The following is a 15,492-nucleotide window of genomic DNA, read 5'->3' on the forward strand; positions in this document are numbered from 1 at the left end:
TGCAGCCGTCCAGCAAGGAGGCCGCACCGGATATCCGGTGCGGCCTCCTTTGTTTTGTCCTATTGCTTCCGCACGAGATACCGCCGAAGGACCGCTGACATGACCGTTCTGCCGATCACCATCTGGGGGGAACCCGTACTGCACCGCCGGGCTTCCGAAGTGGAAGTGTTCGACGACGAACTGCGCACCCTGATTGCCGACATGTTCGAAACCAACGACGCCGCCAACGGCGTAGGCCTTGCCGCCCCACAGGTCGGGGTGGGCAAGAGGATCTTCGTGTACAAGTACGCCAACGACGACGACGCACCCCCCACAGGCGTGCTGGTCAACCCTGTCCTGACACTCTCTAAGATCTCCGGTGCGGTTCCCGATCCGGACGAAGAAGAAGAGGGATGCCTGTCTTTTCCCGGGGAAGTGTATCCCCTGAAACGCGCCGAATGGGCGCGGGTGGAAGGCTTTGACGGGTTCGGGCAGCCGGTGAAGTTCGAGGCCACGGGTTGGTTCGCCCGGGTCATCCAGCACGAGTTCGACCACCTTGACGGCAAGCTGTACGTCAACCGGCTGATGGACCGCTACGCCCGCAAGGCGATGAAGCAGGCCAAGAAGAACGGCTGGGGCGTGCCGGGGCTGACCTGGATGCCCGGGGTGGATCCGGACCCCTTCGGGCACTGACCGCTGCTGCCGGCGCCGGTCAGTCCGCCGTGATGGTCTGCTGGCCGGGGCAGGATCCCAGCACCCGCTTCATGGCGTCCTTTTCCGCCTCTGTTACCCACAGGCTGTAGGCGGCTTTGACGGAAATCTGGCGCGCGACGTAGTGGCACCTGAGCGACTTGTTCTTTGGAAGCCAGGTGGCGGCGTCGCCGGCGCCTTTTTGCTGGTTGGCGGGCCCATCGGCCGCGACCAGGTTCAGGGGATCGTTGGCGAGGCTTTGGCGCTGGCCGGGAGTAAGACGCTGGGCGCCCTTCTGCCAGGCGTCGGCAAGGGCCACGACGTGGTCGATCTGCACTGCCCGGCTGCTTTCGGAGCCGCGGCGGAAGTCGACATACCGGGCCGTGTAGGGCTCATGGAAACGTCCGGCCGCCACACTGCAGGAGGAATCCTTCGCGAATATAACGTCGGCCAGGTCGCGGCGCAGGATGTCGTTGCGGGTATCACAGCCGTTCCGGTCAACGTCCAGCCAGGCTTGGCCAAAGGCCTCCCGGTCATAGTTGTCCTTGCCTGCCCGGCCCTTAACGGCCAGGCCCTCCAGGGCGTCCAGGGCGCGGCCTTCCGGGATGCGGTTGACAGGCACCACGGGCTTCATCCAAGCGGGATCGAAAACGGGCGCCTCGGCGGGACCGGCCACGGCCGGTTCTGCAACCGCAAACTGGCCGGCCGTGAAGAACCAGAACAGGCCCGCCACCGTGGAAACGGCGGCAAGTGCCAGCAGCATCCACGCCTGACGCGAACGGCGGCGGGCCCGCCGGTAGGCGGACCAGCTCACGGTCACGGGGCTCCTGCCCCTGGGTCAACATCACGCACCACAAGAGCCTAGGACAGCTGCACGGCCGCCCCCCTGTTTTCCACAGTGTGGAGGGGAGGTGGGGGTTCAGCCGGGGGCAGTCACTGCTCCCGCATCACTCTTCGGAGGTCTTCCTCCGCTATCTCCAGGAGTCCTTCAAGCTGGCGGACGCGGTCCTCGCCCACGTCTCCCGCCGCGTGTCCGGCCCGGGCGCCCTCGAGCAACCGGATGGCTTCCTTGTGGTTGGCTTTGGCGACGTCGAGGGCGTGCTCAAGGGTGGTCTCGTGCTGGAGCGTCGATTCTTTATCCATGGCACAAGTGTGGTCCCGTTTCCCGGCTGATTCCAGAGAACCAGCCGGGAAATGTGGGACCGGGGCGGGACTAGACGGCGATTGCCGCCAGGGCCGCCGCGGTTTCCTTCGCGGGGAACGACGGCGGGTTGACGCCTGCCATCTCTTCCATCACGCGGACAACCTGGCAGCTGTAGCCGAATTCGTTGTCGTACCAGACGTAGAGGACCAGGTTCTTGTCCGTGGACACCGTCGCGAGGCCGTCCACGATGCCGGCACGGCGGGAACCGACGAAGTCGGTGGAAACCACTTCGGGCGAGTCGATGTAGTCGATCTGCTTGCGCAGGTCCGAGTGCAGCGACATCTCGCGCAGGTAGTTGTTGACCTCGTCCTTGGTGGTTCCGTTTTCCAGGGTCAGGTTCAGGATGGCCAGCGAAACATCCGGGGTGGGGACGCGGATGGAGCTGCCGGTCAGCTTGCCGAGCAGCTCGGGCAGCGCCTTGGCCACGGCCTTGGCGGCACCGGTTTCGGTGATCACCATGTTCAGCGCGGCGGACCGGCCGCGGCGGTCGCCCTTGTGGAAGTTGTCGATCAGGTTCTGGTCATTGGTGAACGAGTGGACGGTCTCCACGTGGCCGTGGATCACGCCGAACTTGTCATTGATGGCCTTCAGCACCGGGGTGATGGCGTTGGTGGTGCAGGACGCCGCGGACACGATCTGGTCGGTGTCCTCAATGGTGCGGTGGTTGATGCCGTGGACGATGTTCTTCAGCTCGCCCTTGCCCGGAGCGGTCAGCAGGACCCGTGCAACACCTTTGCTCTGCAGGTGCTGGGACAGGCCTTCGGCGTCGCGCCAGCGGCCGGTGTTGTCCACCACCAGGGCGTTGTTGATGCCATAGACGGTGTAGTCGATGGTGGCGGGGTCGTTCGAGTAGATGACCTGCACCTGGACGCCGTTGGCGGTGATGGTGTTGGCTTCCTCGTCGATGCGGATGGTGCCTTCGAACGAGCCGTGGACTGAGTCGCGGCGCAGGAGGCTGGCGCGCTTTGAAAGGTCGTTGTCGGACCCGCGGCGGACCACGATGGCGCGCAGGCGCAGGCCGTGGCCGCCACCGGCCTTTTCGATGAGGAGGCGGGCCAGGAGCCGGCCGATCCGGCCGAAGCCGTACAGCACCACATCGGTGCTGGTGCGGTCGTCGCCGCCGCGCTTGCCCACGATGTCAGCGAGCTCGGCACGCAGGAATTCCTCCAGTGTGAGGCCGTCGCCCTCTTCCTTGAACTTCTGGTTCAGCCGGGCGATGTCGATCGCGGCGGCCCCCAGCTCCAGCTGCGCCAGGGTGTTCAGCAGCGGGGCGGTCTCCTCCAGGAGCAGTTCGTCCTTGCTCATCCGGCGCGCAAAGCGGTGCGCCTTGAGGATGTTCATGGTGGACTTGTTGATCAGGCTCCGGCCATGGATGCTGGTCACCACGTTGTTCTCGCGGTACAGCCGGCCGATCACCGGAATCATGGCCTCGGCGAGGGCCTCCCGGCCCATCCACGTATCAAGACAAGAATCTGACGTCTGGCTCACAGAAATACCTTCCTCGGTTCAGCCGCATACGTCTTCGTACGCGAATGTCGGCCACCTGATGATGTCCAGGGGCACCCACGCCTGCAGGGTTCGGCCCCCAGGCGCGTGGATCGTGTGCAAAGAAAAACCGCCGGCTGCGAACGCAACTTTCGGCGGTAGAACCCCTACGTCCGGTATCCATTCTAAGTTGGCTGGCTGCCACGAACAGGCACGGGCCGCGTGAAATCACTCACACGTGACGTCAGTTGTGGAGGGCTGAGTAGAAATTGAGGCTTGAGGAAAACACAACCCAGGAGAAATACGGCAGCACCAGCAGGCCCGCCGGTGCGCTGACCGGGCCAAACCGGAGGATCAGGAACACCAGGGACAACGCCAGTCCGCTGATCACCGCCAGGGCCCCCCACAACGCAGCCGTACCGAAAACGGGAAACAGGCCAAAAAACGTCAACGGCCACCCTGCGTTGAGCACCAGTTGGACCACATAGCCGGCCAAGGTGCCGCCATGCAGCGCCCCCTTCCGCCAGACCAGCCAGGCGGCGACGGCAACACCGGCATAAAGCATCATCCACATGGACCGGAACATCCATCCCGGCGGCATCCACGGCGCCTTGACCGAGCCTGCAAACCAGCCGTTCGAGTTCAGGATGATGGGGATCGAGGCAAGGGCCCAGGCGGCAAGCGACAGGGCCAGGAAGCCCAGCAGGGCCAGTGCCTGCCGGCCGCGGCCGGGAGCCAGCACAGGCGGAGTGCCCGAGGGCGGTTGCGGATCAGTATTTGCGGGCACGGTTCAGGATCCCCAACAGAGCTTCCAAGGTCAAACGTCTTATATGGATGGGACAGCCGATACGCCGGGTTCTGTGCCTCCCCTTCCGTTGCCGGAAAGGGAGCGACGGCCATCCATCTACGAGTACCGTTGCCGGCACCCTCCAGCGGCCTACCCGGACACTCGGGCGGGCAGCCCTCAAACGTGTCCTGTCTGGCCTTGCTCCGGGTGGGGTTTACCTAGCCTTCCCGGTCACCCGGAAAGCTGGTGGTCTCTTACACCACCGTTTCACCCTTACCTGCTTCGTGCCGCTTTCAAACCGGCGCGACCCAGGCGGTCTGTTCTCTGTGGCACTTGCCTGCGGGTTACCCCGAGTGGGCGTTACCCACCACCCTGCCCTGCGGAGCCCGGACGTTCCTCGAGCCACTTGCGTGACGCGCGGCCGCCTGGCTGTCCCATCCGTCTCCAGTCTACCGGCGCGGGCCCACCATCATGGCGCCGGTAGTATCGGACGGTGTTGATTCTGCTTCCCCCCTCCGAAGGCAAGACACCCGCGGTCCGTGGTTCGGCCGTCGACTGGCATTCTTTGGGCTTTCCGGAACTCAACCCGTACCGGGCAAAAGTCCTGGAATCACTGGGCACGGTCAGCGCCAACGAGGACGCACTCGCGCTGCTGGGCGTGGGCACGTCGCTGCGGGACGACGTCGAGCGCAACACCCGGCTCCACGCGGAGCCGGCGGCTCCCGCGCACCGGATCTATTCCGGCGTGCTTTATGACGCGCTGGGCTACCAGAGCCTCACCCCTACCCAGCGCCGGAAGGCGGAGGAGTCCGTGCTGGTGATCTCGGCACTCTGGGGCGCCATCCGCTTTGGCGACAGCGTGCCCGCCTACCGCCTGTCGATGGGAACGGCACTGCCCGACGTCGGACGCCTCGCCCCGTTCTGGAAGCCGCTCCTGGCAGAGGCCCTTGGCGCAGTAACTGAGGGGCACCTGCTGGTGGACTGCCGGTCCAGCACCTATGCAGCCGCGTGGGCCCCGCCGTCGGGCCGGACCGTCGCTGTCAATGTGTTCACGGAAACCGGCGGGGTGCGCAAGGTGGTCAGCCACTTCGCCAAGCACACCCGGGGTGAGCTGGCACGGCACCTGCTGGTACGCCGCGGGAAGGCCCCCGGCACGCCGGAGCAACTGCTCAAGGCCGCCCGGGAGAATTGGGAGGCGGAGTTGGTTGAGGGTTCAGCCCGTAAGCCGCACGCCCTGAACATCATCCTGCCCAACTAAGTCGCGCCAAGTGGCGTTTTGAACCCTCAGAACGACACTTAGCGCTACCCAGTTGGGTCAGGCCCACTCCTCCGAGCGGACCAGGATGGCGCCCGAGTCCGGGCAGAAGACGACGTCGTCGGCGGAGGCTGACTTGATCTCGGCGAGGTCGCCGGGGCTGAGCTTCATGCCCGAGGCTTCGGACGTCCCGTGGAACAGCCGCGCCGCACCTACGCCGCGCTTGGCCAGCGTCTTCTCGTACACAGCAAGCAGCCCGGCGTCCAGCCCCTGCGCAAACTCCGTCCGTTTCGCCCGGACCTCGCCGGCTTCGGCGTCCACCGCGGCCAGGGCCTCATCAAGTTCCGCGCGGATGTTTCCGAAGGACCCCTGGATATCGTCCACGATCAGCTGCTGGGCCGCCTGCCGGGCACGGAGGGTGTCCAGCCGCTCCAGGACCTCCAGCTCCACGTCTTCGAGGTCCGAGCGGCGCTTGTTCAGCGAGGCAATGTCCTTCTGGAGGGCAACGAGGTCCTTGGACAGGCCGGTGCCGCTGTTGAGCCGCGCCTCATCCCGCTCGATGCGCGAGGCAACCTGTTCCACATCCGCTTCGGCGCGCTTCAGCTCGGCCTCGGCATCGTGGACTGCCACTTTGGCTGCCCCCAGCTCACCGCTGGCAACCGAAAGCGCGGCCTCCAGGTCCTTGATCCGGGGATCGTTCTCCAGCGAGCGGCGGCGGTTGGCGAGCGACTTCAGTTTGGCATCCAGCCCCTGCAGTTCGAGCAACTTCAACTGTTCCGCCGGTGCTGCCTTCGCCACTGTTACCTCCGCTTGATCCCTGCCGGCCGGAACCGGGCACCTGAACGGCGCTTCCTAGACTCTAGCGCTTAGCCCGGAGTGAGTATGAAGTCCCACGGATCGCTGTTGGTGGCACTGACCTGGATTTCGACGTCGTGGCCCTGGTCGGCGAGGACGTTGCCCAGGGCGGCCGCCGCGGCGGGCAGCCACAGCCATTCGCTGGCAAAGTGGGATACGTCCACCAGGTAGGGCCGGCCGTTTACTGCCGCCTCCCTGGCCTCGGACGCGGGATGGTGGCGGAGATCTGCCGTGACGTAAACGTCCGCATTGCTGGCCCGGACCTCGTTAAACAATGAGTCCCCCGCGCCGCCGCAGACCGCGATGCGCCGGACCAGGCCGTCCTTGTCACCGGAAACGCGCACTCCCCCGGCAACAGACGGCAGGATTCCGAAGACCCGGGCGGCAAAATCACCCAGGCTCATGGCATCGGCGAGGTCCCCGACACGGCCGATGCCCTCTTCCGGCAGTCCGTTGGCGGCCACCGTGAGCGGGGCGACGTCCTGCAGCCCCAGTGCATCCGCCAGGACGTCGGATACACCCCCGACGGCGGAATCACCGTTGGTGTGCACGGTGAGCAGAGCCGTCCCCGACTCGATGAGGCGGTGCACGGCGCGGCCCTTCGCGGTAGTGGCAGCGACGGACGTAACACCCTTGAGCAGCAGCGGGTGATGCGTGATGAGGAGTTCAGCCCCCCATTCCACGGCTTCCTCGATGACTTCGAGCGTGGGATCCACCGCGAACATCACCTTGGTCACCGGAGCGGAGGGGTGGCCGACCACCAGGCCCACCTCGTCCCAGTTCTCCGCCAGGGATTCCGGCCACAGTTCCTCGACGGCCAGGAGCAACTCACCCAGCGTGGGGGCCTCCGCGGGGCCGGCCGCGGCCGGCCCGCCGGCGGGAGCGTCGCCGTCGGGATTCTTAGGGCCGGTAACGTCGGTGTCCACAGGTTCCATAGTCTTAGTTTTACCCCATTGCCCGGTACCGGCCGGCATACCTGGGCGGCGCCACGGCTGCCAGGGAATCATCCGGGGCCGCCAACCATTGAAGAGGTCATGAAAACTTTTGTTCTTGGCGGAGGCTGCTTCTGGTGCCTCGACGCCGTCTACCAGAAGACCAGGGGCGTCACCTCCGTGGTGTCCGGCTACACCGGCGGGCACGATCCGAACCCGGACTACTACTCGGTATGCAACGGCACCACCGGGCATGCCGAGGTTGTGGCGGTGACCTTCGACGAGGACATTGTTCCGGCGGACGTCATTCTGGACATGTTCTTTGCCCTGCACGACCCCACCACGCTGAACCGCCAGGGGTACGACGTGGGCACCCAGTACCGCTCATCCATGTTCTACGAGACCACCGAAGAAAAGATCCTGTTCGAGGAAGCCATCGAGCGGAACCAGGCGCTGTGGGCCCATCCGATCGTCACCGAGGTCAGCCGGCTGCCGCGCTTTTATGTCGCGGAGGAGTTCCACCAGAACTACTACGCCAAGCATCCCGAGCAGGGGTACTGCCAGGTGATCATCAACCCCAAGCTCGCGAAGGCAAGGAAATATTACTCTGCATGGCTTAACGCTTAGCCACGGTTACGCCGCCTCGTTAGGCTGACCTCAGTATTCACCCCTCAGAGATAGGCGTATGTACATGGCACGGATCTATGACGATGTAACGCAGCTGGTCGGCGGTACCCCGCTGGTCAAGCTCAACCGGCTCAGCGAGGGGCTGGACGCCACCGTTGCCGTGAAGCTTGAGTTCTACAACCCGGCCAACAGCGTCAAGGACCGCATCGGCGTGGCCATCGTCGACGCCGCCGAAAAGTCCGGCGCCCTGAAGCCGGGCGGCACCATCGTTGAAGGCACTTCCGGCAACACGGGCATCGCCCTGGCCATGGTGGGTGCTGCCCGCGGCTACAAGGTCATCCTGACCATGCCCGAGACCATGTCCACCGAGCGCCGGGTCATGCTGCGCGCTTTCGGTGCCGAGATCGTCCTGACGCCGGGCTCCGAGGGCATGCGCGGTGCCGTGGAGAAGGCCCAGGAGATCGTGGCCAACACCGAGAACTCCATCTGGGCGCAGCAGTTCGCCAACGAGGCCAACCCCGAGATCCACCGCAACACCACGGCCGAGGAAATCTGGACTGACACCGACGGCAAGGTGGACATCTTCGTAGCCGGCGTTGGCACCGGCGGAACCGTCACCGGCGTCGGACAGGTCCTCAAGGAGCGCAAGCCCGGCGTCCAGATCGTCGCCATCGAACCCAAGGACTCCGCGATCCTCAACGGCGGCGCCCCCGGCCCGCACAAGATCCAGGGCATCGGCGCCAACTTCGTGCCGGAGATCCTGGACACCAACGTGTACGACGAAGTCCTGGACGCCACCCTGGAAGACTCCGTCCGGGTGGCACGCGAGCTCGGCGTCAAGGAAGGCATCCTGGGCGGCATCTCCTCGGGCGCCATCGTCTGGGGCGCACTGGAGCTGGCAAAGCGCCCCGAGAATGCGGGCAAGCTGATCGTCGCCGTCGTCTGCGACTTTGGTGAGCGTTACATCTCCACCGTGCTCTATGACGACATCCGCGGCTGATTAAGCCGTCTGTCGCCCCGTTTCCTGTAGAAAGAACTTTGTGGGCTTTTTCGCAAGACTAAAGGAAGACCTCGAGGCCGCCCGGTCCCACGACCCGGCGGCCCGGGGTTCTTTCGAGAACTTTTTCGCTTACTCCGGCCTGCATGCCATCTGGATCCACCGGCTGACGCACCGCCTCTGGCAGAATCCCGGCCTGCGCTTCCCGGCGCGGCTGCTCTCCCAGCTGGGCAGGTTCGTGACCGGCATCGAGATCCATCCAGGTGCCACGATCGGCCGCCGCTTCTTCATCGACCACGGCATGGGTGTGGTCATTGGAGAGACTGCCGAGATCGGCGAGGACGTCATGATGTATCACGGCGTGACCCTTGGCGGACGCTCACTGGCACGGATCAAACGCCACCCCACCATCGGGGACCGTGTGACCATCGGGGCCGGGGCTAAGATCCTCGGTCCGATCACCATCGGCGAGGACAGTGCCGTGGGCGCCAACGCCGTCGTGGTCAAGGACGCCCCGCCTGAATCCATCGTCACCGGCGTTCCCGCCAAGTGGCGCCACCGCGATGCCCAGCGGGAGACCAAGCCCGCCGTGGACCCGGCTGAATACGAGATTGAATACCATCTCTGACCCTCAGCCGGCTGCGACGCGTTTCAGCACCACCTTTACTGCCGCGTCGTAGAGCCGGTCCGGCAGGATCCGGCGCAGCCCCAGGATAGCCTTGGCTCCGCTGCCCACCGGGTAGCGGGTCCTGGGCCGGCCGGAACGGGCGGCATGCAGCACGGCTTCGGCAATGACTTCAGGCCGTGTGGGTGTCCCGGCCCTGTTGGTGGGCGCCAGCGCCCCCGCCATTTCCCGTGCTAACCAGCACCTCGATCCGTCCCCTTTCCGCCAGGACGCGTCCGACGGCGGCGCGCATCGATGCGTGGTCCGTCACGTCAAGCGACAGGACCGTGACCCCGAGCGGCTTCAGCGGGTCCATCCGGTCCACCCCCGGGCACCGGCGTAGACGCTGGATCCGTTGCCGGCCAGCTTCCTTGCCGCCTCATAACCGATCCCGGCGGATTCGCCGGTGACGATTGCTACTGGCTGGACCATGCTGGGCTCCCCTGGAACAAACTGCTCTGGAAGAAAGCGCCGGACGCCGGAAACAGCAACGGCCGGCAGTTCCCACACTAGGCGGGAACTGCCGGCCGGAGCAGGGTTCTACAGGGTGTTAGTGCGTGTCAACGGCTGCGATTTCAGACTTGTCCTCGCCCCAGAGGGTGTGGAACGTGCCTTCAGCGTCGACGCGGCCGTAGGTGTGGGCACCGAAGAGATCGCGCTGGCCCTGGATCAGGGCGGCGGCGACGCGCTTGCGCCGCAGGCCGTCGTAGTACGCCAGCGAGGAGGAGAACACCGGTACCGGGATGCCAAGCTGCACGGCGGTGGCAACCACGCGGCGCCACGCCGGGAGGGCATCGCCGATGGCCTTGGTGAACGCCGGTGCGAACAGCAAGTTGGCCGGCTTCTCGTCCGCGGCGTAAGCCTTGGTGATGTCCTTGAGCAGCTCGGCGCGGATGATGCAGCCGGCACGCCACAGGGATGCGATCTCGTCGAGCTTCAGGTCCCAGCCGTATTCCTTGGCTGCCGACGTCAGCATGTCCAGGCCCTGCGCGTAGGAGACGAGCTTGGAGGCGTAGAGGGCCTGGCGCACGTCCTCGACGAAGGTCTCGGGGATTTCCACCGAAGCTTCGTTGCCCGGCAGCAGTTCCTGGCCCAGCTTGCGCTGCCCGGCCTGCGAGGACAGGGCACGAGCGAAGACGGATTCGGCGATGCCGGAAACCGGGGAACCCAGTTCCAGGGCCGAGATGACCGTCCAGCGTCCGGTGCCCTTCTGGCCGGCGGCATCGACCACCACGTCGACGAACGGCTTGCCGGTCTTGCCGTCTACGTGGCCCAGGACCTCTGCGGAGATTTCGATCAGGAAGGAGGACAGCTCGCCCTTGTTCCACTCGGAGAAGATCTTGGACTGTTCGGCGGGCTCGATGCCGGCGCCTGAGCGGAGCAGGTCGAAGGCCTCGCCGATGACCTGCATGTCGGCGTACTCGATGCCGTTGTGGACCATCTTGACGAAGTGTCCTGCGCCGTCGGTGCCCACCCAGGCGCAGCACGGCTCGCCGTCCACCTTGGCGGAAATCTTTTCCAGCAGCGGGCCAAGTGCCTTGTAGGACTCCTTGGAACCGCCGGGCATGATGGAGGGGCCATTCAGGGCGCCTTCCTCCCCGCCGGATACGCCGACGCCCACAAAGTGGAGGTCCTTCTTGGCCAGCGCGGCTTCGCGCCGGCGGGTGTCCTCGTAGTGGGAGTTTCCAGCGTCGATGATGATGTCGCCGGCTTCCAGGAGCGGCTCGAGCTGCTCGATCACGGAGTCAACCGGCTTGCCGGCCTTGACCATGATGAGGACGCGGCGGGGCTTCTCCAATGAGTCCACCAGCTCCTGCAGGGTTTCGGTGCGGACAAAGTCGCCTTCCGAGCCGTACCGCTCCAGCAGCGCGTCCGTCTTCTCGACGGACCTGTTGTGCAGCGCGACAGTGAAGCCGTTCCGCGCCAGGTTGCGGGCCAGGTTGGCGCCCATCACGGCGAGGCCGGTGACACCGATGTGTGCAGACATCAAAACTCCAATTCGTTTCTGTGCGACGGATGCGCAGGGGCGTTTCCCATGCCGGAAACACCATGACATTTTTCAGGGGTCGGAATAAAGCATATATATTCGGGGGCCTCGGGGGAAGTGCCGCCCATCCAGCGAACGTTAAGTTTCGCCTCCTGGCCGGACCAGGCCGGCCGGCAGACCTCATCGCACTAGGCTTAGCTGCATGACCAGCAGCCTGCACCACCGTGCCATTGAGAACCTTGGCACCCGCATCATCTCCGGTGAGCTGCCTGCTGGCCACGTTATGCTCGCCGAACATCTCGAGGACGAACTTAAGGTTTCCCGTTCGGTAATCCGCGAAGCCGTCCGGGTGCTGCAGTCGCTGGGTTTGGTGGAAACCACCAAGCGGGTGGGGATCCGTGTGTTGCCGGCCAGCCGCTGGAACCCCTTCGACCCACAGGTCATCCGGTGGCGGCTCGCCAGCGATGCCCGCGGCGCGCAGCTGCGGTCCCTCGCCGAGCTGCGTGCAGCCGTGGAGCCGGCCGCCGCCGAGCTCGCGGCCCAGAATGCGCCCGCCCCGCTGCGGCTGGAGCTGGTGGACGTCGCCTATGCAATGCGCGACGCCGGGCACAACGGTGAAGTGCCGCGCTTCCTGGAGCTGGACATCCAGTTCCACTCCCTGCTGCTTTCGGGCTCGGGCAACGAGATGTTCGCCAACCTTATGGGCCAGGTGGCCGAGACGCTGACCGGCCGCACCGTGCACGGCCTGATGCCCGACCATCCGCATGAGGCTGCCCTGCAGTGGCACGTGGACCTGGCCGAAGCCATCGCCAGGGGCGACGCAGCCTCCGCCAGGGAAACCTCGGACCGGATCATGCGAAGGACCATGTCCCGGATGTCGGATACCTGGACGGAGCAGCCGCGCGTGTTTATCCCCGTGCGCCGTTAGAGTCCCGTAGCCCGGCCGCGTCACAGACTCGCGGCTACTTTTTGTTTCCGGGAGTTCACGGTATATTCATTCCAGGCCCTCCACCGCGGCATCCCCCAATAGTCGCGGTGGAGGGTTTTCCAATGCCCGGATACTGCCGGGTCAGCAGCCCGGCGCCCGCATCACGCCGCGTCGGCAACTGATTCCCTAAGCCGCCAGCCCCCGCCCAGACCGTCGCGCTCAAGGATCATGGTGGTCAGGGCAGAACTCTTGTTGCTACCCAGCCTGACCTGGACCTGCAGGACTTCCACATCCACCCTGCTGTTGCCCTTCGGCATCCTCCGGCGGGTCTCCCACCAGTTGATCCGCTCGAACCATCTGACAGGTTCGGCACCCACTGCCCATTCCCTGCCGCGGCTGACCACCGCCGTCGGCATTCCATTTTGGCCAGTGCGGACTATCACGTGTTCCATACCTGGCAAGATATGGCAGGGGTCCGACAATCGGCGCTGCCGGCGGAAGACACAAAAAACCCCGCAATTTTCACCGTTACGGGCGAAAACTACGGGGTTTTGCTGGTGGGTCCTACCGGGATCGAACCGATGACATCCACGGTGTAAACGTGGCGCTCTACCAGCTGAGCTAAAGACCCAAGCCGCTGAATCCGGCGTTTCCGCCGCAACCAACGAACATAGACTCTACCCGACCCTTGCCCTCAAACGCGAATCGGACGGGAAGTCCGGCCGGGTGGCCCCCCATGCACATCACAGCGGCGGCAGTTCGGCCGCAAGCCAGCTGAGTGATTCTGAGACCCCGGCCTCAAGTTTGATGGTGGCTTTGTCGTCCCCGCGGGTCTCTCCCCTGTTGATGATGACTACCGGCTTGCCGTCCTTCGCGGCGTGCCGGACAAACCGTAGTCCGCTCATGACTGTCAGCGAAGAACCGGCCACCACCAAAGCGGCGGCTTCATCGACCATGGCGTAGGACTTCTCCACCCGGTCCTTTGGCACGTTTTCACCGAAGTACACAAAGTCGGGTTTCAGCGTGCCGCCGCAGGCCGGACAGGCGGCCACAACAAAGCTGCTGATCAGGGCCTGGTCCTCCACGGTGGCGTCAGCATCAGGCGCCATTTCCACCAGCCCCGTTTTTTTCGCCCGTTCAAGGAACTCCGGATTCAGCTCCTCCAGCATCCCCGCGAGGAGCCGGCGCGAGTAGGTCCTGCCGCAGTCCAGGCAGACCACCTGGTCAAACCGGCCGTGGAGATCGATGACGTTCACGCTTCCGGCATCCTCATGCAGGCGGTCCACGTTCTGGGTGATCAGCCCGGTGAGGTAGCCACGGCGTTCAAGCTCCGCCGCTGCGTAATGTCCCGGATTTGGATCGGCATGGCGGAGGTGCGACCAGCCGATGTGGTTTCGCGCCCAGTACCGCTGCCGGTTTGCGGCATCCCGGACGAACTCCTGGTACGTCATGGGCGTCCTGGGTGGCGAACCAGGGCCGCGGTAATCGGGGATGCCCGAATCGGTGCTGAGTCCTGCGCCTGTCAGCAGCGCGAAACGAGTGCCGGCAAGGATGTCCCGGATACGGACCAGGATCTCAAGGTCAGCGGCAGAAGCCCGGGCGGGAGGCGACGGCGGCATGCTGGCAAAGCCGGTCAGGCCTACCCTATGCCGCCGCGCGTCCATGGCCCGTCAGCCCTGGTCCAGGCCGGCCAGTGCTGCGCGGTACTCGCCAAAGTCACGGGCCTGGCCACGCGGGTTCACCACTGTGTACCGGATGCGTCCGGCGGCGTCGATGATGAACGTGCCGCGCCTGGCCATTCCGGTCTCCCCATCGAAAACACCGTACGCGCTGGCTGCGGCGCCGTGGGGCCAAAAGTCCGAGAGCAGGTCGAAGCCGTAGCCTTCCTGGGCCGCGTAGGCACGGAGGCTGAACTTGCTGTCCACCGATACGGCCAGGACCGTGGCATGGGCATTCTCGAAGACAGCGAGGTTGTCCCGTATTTCGCAGAGTTCTCCGGTGCAGATCCCCGAGAACGCAAACGGGTAGAACACCAGGACCACGTTCTGCCCGCGGAATGACGACAGCCGGACCGGCTCGCCAAACTGGTTGGGGAGTTCAAAGTCAGGAGCCGTCCCGCCGACCGCGGGTACAGCAGCGGAGGCAGCGGCAAGCGCTGCCGTCACTTGTTCTTCCTGCTCACCAGCCGGGCAGCGCTCCAGTCCTTGGATACGCCGGCTGACGTGGTGACGTGCAGGCCGGCGGTGGGGGCGGCCTCCTGGATGTCCGCCGGGGAGACGTAGCCATCCCTTCCGGACTTCGGGGTAAGGACCCAGACAACGCCGTTTTCGCTGAGGGTGGTCAGCGAATCCATCAGGCTGTCAACAAGGTCGCCGTCACCGTCGCGCCACCAAAAGATCACGGCGTCCGCAACTTCGTGGTCGTCCTCGTCCAGCAGCTCTGAACCGGTGAGGTCCTCTATATCGTCACGCAAGTCGAAATCGACGTCGTCGTCGTAACCGAACTCCTGAATCAGATCCCCGTTTTTGAAACCCAATTTTTCCGCCACATTTACCGAAGTGGCGGCGTCGGCCTCGCTCACGTGTTCCTCCAATGCCTCATATATGCGGTGCGCATAGTGATTTCCATTACTCCCAAGCCAACACCCTTTGTGCCTGCGCTTCAAGCTGCCGCCCCCGTGGAACGGCATATTCTGCGTCACATCGGGTGTGGTCAGCCCGCCTTGCAGTGGCTTTTCGTCACACAACCAGTATGACGGCGAAATACAACAGAGGTGCCAAAGGTGCAGCTACGCATCGCCTTGGTGGGAGGGCTAGAGTGGCTGATGACAACTATGCCTGCGGGACAACAACCTTGTAACTTCGTGCAGACATAGGAGCGCTAGGACCCTGCCCGGCACACATGCCCGGGCTGTTGTAACCGATACGTCGCACACGGCGTATGTACGCCGGGCAGTCACCCTGCCTGGCCTGAGTGCGCCGATTCATGCGCGCAAAGAGAGGTTGGACGTGGCTGCAGGAGAAGATACCTCCCATATCCTCAGCGGGTTGACTAACCAGCTGCCTGATCGTGATCCGGAAGAGACTGCCGAGTGGGTTGAGT

19 protein-coding genes, 1 tRNA gene and 1 other RNA gene are annotated in these 15,492 nt (G+C 64.9%); 6 read left to right on the forward strand and 15 right to left on the reverse strand.

The window, feature by feature from the left end; all coding sequences use genetic code 11:
* The first annotated feature begins 99 nt into the window (after nt 1-99).
* Nucleotides 100-672, forward strand: a complete 573-nt coding sequence (gene def, locus B5520_RS07235; RefSeq protein ID WP_079596362.1) for a peptide deformylase — start codon at nt 100-102, stop codon at nt 670-672.
* A 19-nt stretch (nt 673-691) separates the two neighbouring features.
* On the opposite strand, the gene B5520_RS07240 is transcribed toward def, so the two are convergent.
* From B5520_RS07240 to rnpB, 5 genes are all read right to left on the reverse strand, one after another.
* Nucleotides 692-1,489, reverse strand: coding sequence for an HNH endonuclease family protein (locus B5520_RS07240; protein ID WP_079596363.1), 798 nt, complete (start codon nt 1,487-1,489; stop codon nt 692-694).
* A 113-nt stretch (nt 1,490-1,602) separates the two neighbouring features.
* Nucleotides 1,603-1,812, reverse strand: a complete 210-nt coding sequence (locus B5520_RS07245) for a hypothetical protein (RefSeq protein WP_079596364.1) — start codon at nt 1,810-1,812, stop codon at nt 1,603-1,605.
* Between the two features lie 70 nt (nt 1,813-1,882).
* Nucleotides 1,883-3,361, reverse strand: a complete 1,479-nt coding sequence (locus tag B5520_RS07250) for a glyceraldehyde-3-phosphate dehydrogenase (protein ID WP_079596365.1) — start codon at nt 3,359-3,361, stop codon at nt 1,883-1,885.
* A 241-nt stretch (nt 3,362-3,602) separates the two neighbouring features.
* On the reverse strand, nt 3,603-4,145 hold the full coding sequence (locus B5520_RS07255; protein ID WP_079596367.1) for a TspO/MBR family protein: 543 nt from the start codon (nt 4,143-4,145) through the stop codon (nt 3,603-3,605).
* A gap of 44 nt (nt 4,146-4,189) precedes the next feature.
* Nucleotides 4,190-4,582: RNase P RNA component class A (rnpB, locus tag B5520_RS07260), an RNA gene on the reverse strand.
* A gap of 56 nt (nt 4,583-4,638) precedes the next feature.
* Between rnpB and B5520_RS07265 the strand changes: the two genes are divergently transcribed.
* Nucleotides 4,639-5,403 (forward strand): YaaA family protein, encoded by a 765-nt coding sequence (locus B5520_RS07265; RefSeq protein ID WP_079596368.1) that lies wholly within the window; start codon nt 4,639-4,641, stop codon nt 5,401-5,403.
* Nucleotides 5,404-5,460: 57 nt separating this feature from the next.
* Here the strand turns inward: B5520_RS07265 and B5520_RS07270 are convergent, their stop codons facing one another.
* Complete coding sequence (locus tag B5520_RS07270; protein ID WP_079596369.1) at nt 5,461-6,198, reverse strand: zinc ribbon domain-containing protein; 738 nt, start codon at nt 6,196-6,198, stop codon at nt 5,461-5,463.
* 68 nt (nt 6,199-6,266) lie between these two features.
* Entirely contained in the window at nt 6,267-7,190 is a 924-nt protein-coding gene (locus B5520_RS07275) for a Nif3-like dinuclear metal center hexameric protein (protein WP_176156804.1), read from the reverse strand.
* 99 nt (nt 7,191-7,289) lie between these two features.
* On the opposite strand from B5520_RS07275, the gene msrA reads away from it, so the two are divergent.
* From msrA to epsC, 3 genes are all read left to right on the forward strand, one after another.
* On the forward strand, nt 7,290-7,814 hold the full coding sequence (msrA, locus tag B5520_RS07280; protein WP_079596371.1) for a peptide-methionine (S)-S-oxide reductase MsrA: 525 nt from the start codon (nt 7,290-7,292) through the stop codon (nt 7,812-7,814).
* A 64-nt stretch (nt 7,815-7,878) separates the two neighbouring features.
* Nucleotides 7,879-8,814 carry a cysteine synthase A gene (cysK, locus tag B5520_RS07285; protein ID WP_079596428.1) on the forward strand — a complete coding sequence of 312 codons (936 nt, stop codon included), beginning with the start codon at nt 7,879-7,881 and terminating at the stop codon, nt 8,812-8,814.
* Between the two features lie 40 nt (nt 8,815-8,854).
* Entirely contained in the window at nt 8,855-9,439 is a 585-nt protein-coding gene (gene epsC, locus B5520_RS07290; protein WP_079596372.1) for a serine O-acetyltransferase EpsC, read from the forward strand.
* Nucleotides 9,440-9,442: 3 nt separating this feature from the next.
* On the opposite strand, the gene B5520_RS23010 is transcribed toward epsC, so the two are convergent.
* From B5520_RS23010 to gndA, 3 genes are all read right to left on the reverse strand, one after another.
* Complete coding sequence (locus tag B5520_RS23010; protein ID WP_254865499.1) at nt 9,443-9,661, reverse strand: hypothetical protein; 219 nt, start codon at nt 9,659-9,661, stop codon at nt 9,443-9,445.
* A 117-nt stretch (nt 9,662-9,778) separates the two neighbouring features.
* Nucleotides 9,779-9,907: a hypothetical protein gene (locus B5520_RS23160; RefSeq protein WP_303048422.1), complete on the reverse strand. Its 129-nt coding sequence runs from the start codon at nt 9,905-9,907 to the stop codon at nt 9,779-9,781.
* Nucleotides 9,908-10,025: 118 nt separating this feature from the next.
* Entirely contained in the window at nt 10,026-11,462 is a 1,437-nt protein-coding gene (gndA, locus tag B5520_RS07300) for an NADP-dependent phosphogluconate dehydrogenase (RefSeq protein ID WP_079596373.1), read from the reverse strand.
* A gap of 202 nt (nt 11,463-11,664) precedes the next feature.
* Here gndA and B5520_RS07305 point away from each other — a divergent pair, with 202 nt between their 5' ends.
* The gene (locus B5520_RS07305) at nt 11,665-12,390 is read left to right on the forward strand and encodes a FadR/GntR family transcriptional regulator (protein WP_079596374.1); all 726 of its coding nucleotides are present in this window, start codon (nt 11,665-11,667) and stop codon (nt 12,388-12,390) included.
* 161 nt (nt 12,391-12,551) lie between these two features.
* Here B5520_RS07305 and B5520_RS07310 read toward each other — a convergent pair whose 3' ends face one another.
* The 5 genes from B5520_RS07310 to B5520_RS07330 form a co-directional block, all read right to left on the reverse strand.
* Nucleotides 12,552-12,842: a hypothetical protein gene (locus tag B5520_RS07310; protein ID WP_079596375.1), complete on the reverse strand. Its 291-nt coding sequence runs from the start codon at nt 12,840-12,842 to the stop codon at nt 12,552-12,554.
* A 103-nt stretch (nt 12,843-12,945) separates the two neighbouring features.
* A tRNA-Val gene (locus B5520_RS07315) sits at nt 12,946-13,021 on the reverse strand.
* A gap of 112 nt (nt 13,022-13,133) precedes the next feature.
* Nucleotides 13,134-14,054 (reverse strand): NAD-dependent protein deacetylase, encoded by a 921-nt coding sequence (locus B5520_RS07320; protein WP_079596376.1) that lies wholly within the window; start codon nt 14,052-14,054, stop codon nt 13,134-13,136.
* A gap of 6 nt (nt 14,055-14,060) precedes the next feature.
* Complete coding sequence (locus B5520_RS07325) at nt 14,061-14,555, reverse strand: peroxiredoxin (RefSeq protein ID WP_079596377.1); 495 nt, start codon at nt 14,553-14,555, stop codon at nt 14,061-14,063.
* Nucleotides 14,552-14,971 (reverse strand): DUF3052 domain-containing protein, encoded by a 420-nt coding sequence (locus B5520_RS07330; protein WP_079596430.1) that lies wholly within the window; start codon nt 14,969-14,971, stop codon nt 14,552-14,554. The genes B5520_RS07325 and B5520_RS07330 overlap by 4 nt, the downstream gene beginning before the upstream one ends.
* Nucleotides 14,972-15,492: the final 521 nt, after the last annotated feature.

Source organism: Arthrobacter sp. P2b (assembly GCF_900168295.1).
Lineage (GTDB): Bacteria > Actinomycetota > Actinomycetes > Actinomycetales > Micrococcaceae > Arthrobacter.

What these genes read in the sequence shown, in the direction of transcription:
- def (WP_079596362.1), top strand. Translation starts at nt 100, where the DNA reads ATGACCGTTCTGCCGATCACCATCTGGGGGGAACCCGTACTGCACCGC.
- B5520_RS07245 (WP_079596364.1), bottom strand. Translation starts at nt 1,812, where the DNA reads ATGGATAAAGAATCGACGCTCCAGCACGAGACCACCCTTGAGCACGCC.
- B5520_RS07275 (WP_176156804.1), bottom strand. Translation starts at nt 7,190, where the DNA reads ATGGAACCTGTGGACACCGACGTTACCGGCCCTAAGAATCCCGACGGC.
- msrA (WP_079596371.1), top strand. Translation starts at nt 7,290, where the DNA reads ATGAAAACTTTTGTTCTTGGCGGAGGCTGCTTCTGGTGCCTCGACGCC.
- cysK (WP_079596428.1), top strand. Translation starts at nt 7,879, where the DNA reads ATGGCACGGATCTATGACGATGTAACGCAGCTGGTCGGCGGTACCCCG.
- B5520_RS23010 (WP_254865499.1), bottom strand. Translation starts at nt 9,661, where the DNA reads ATGGCGGGGGCGCTGGCGCCCACCAACAGGGCCGGGACACCCACACGG.
- B5520_RS23160 (WP_303048422.1), bottom strand. Translation starts at nt 9,907, where the DNA reads ATGGTCCAGCCAGTAGCAATCGTCACCGGCGAATCCGCCGGGATCGGT.
- gndA (WP_079596373.1), bottom strand. Translation starts at nt 11,462, where the DNA reads ATGTCTGCACACATCGGTGTCACCGGCCTCGCCGTGATGGGCGCCAAC.
- B5520_RS07305 (WP_079596374.1), top strand. Translation starts at nt 11,665, where the DNA reads ATGACCAGCAGCCTGCACCACCGTGCCATTGAGAACCTTGGCACCCGC.
- B5520_RS07310 (WP_079596375.1), bottom strand. Translation starts at nt 12,842, where the DNA reads ATGGAACACGTGATAGTCCGCACTGGCCAAAATGGAATGCCGACGGCG.
- B5520_RS07320 (WP_079596376.1), bottom strand. Translation starts at nt 14,054, where the DNA reads ATGGACGCGCGGCGGCATAGGGTAGGCCTGACCGGCTTTGCCAGCATG.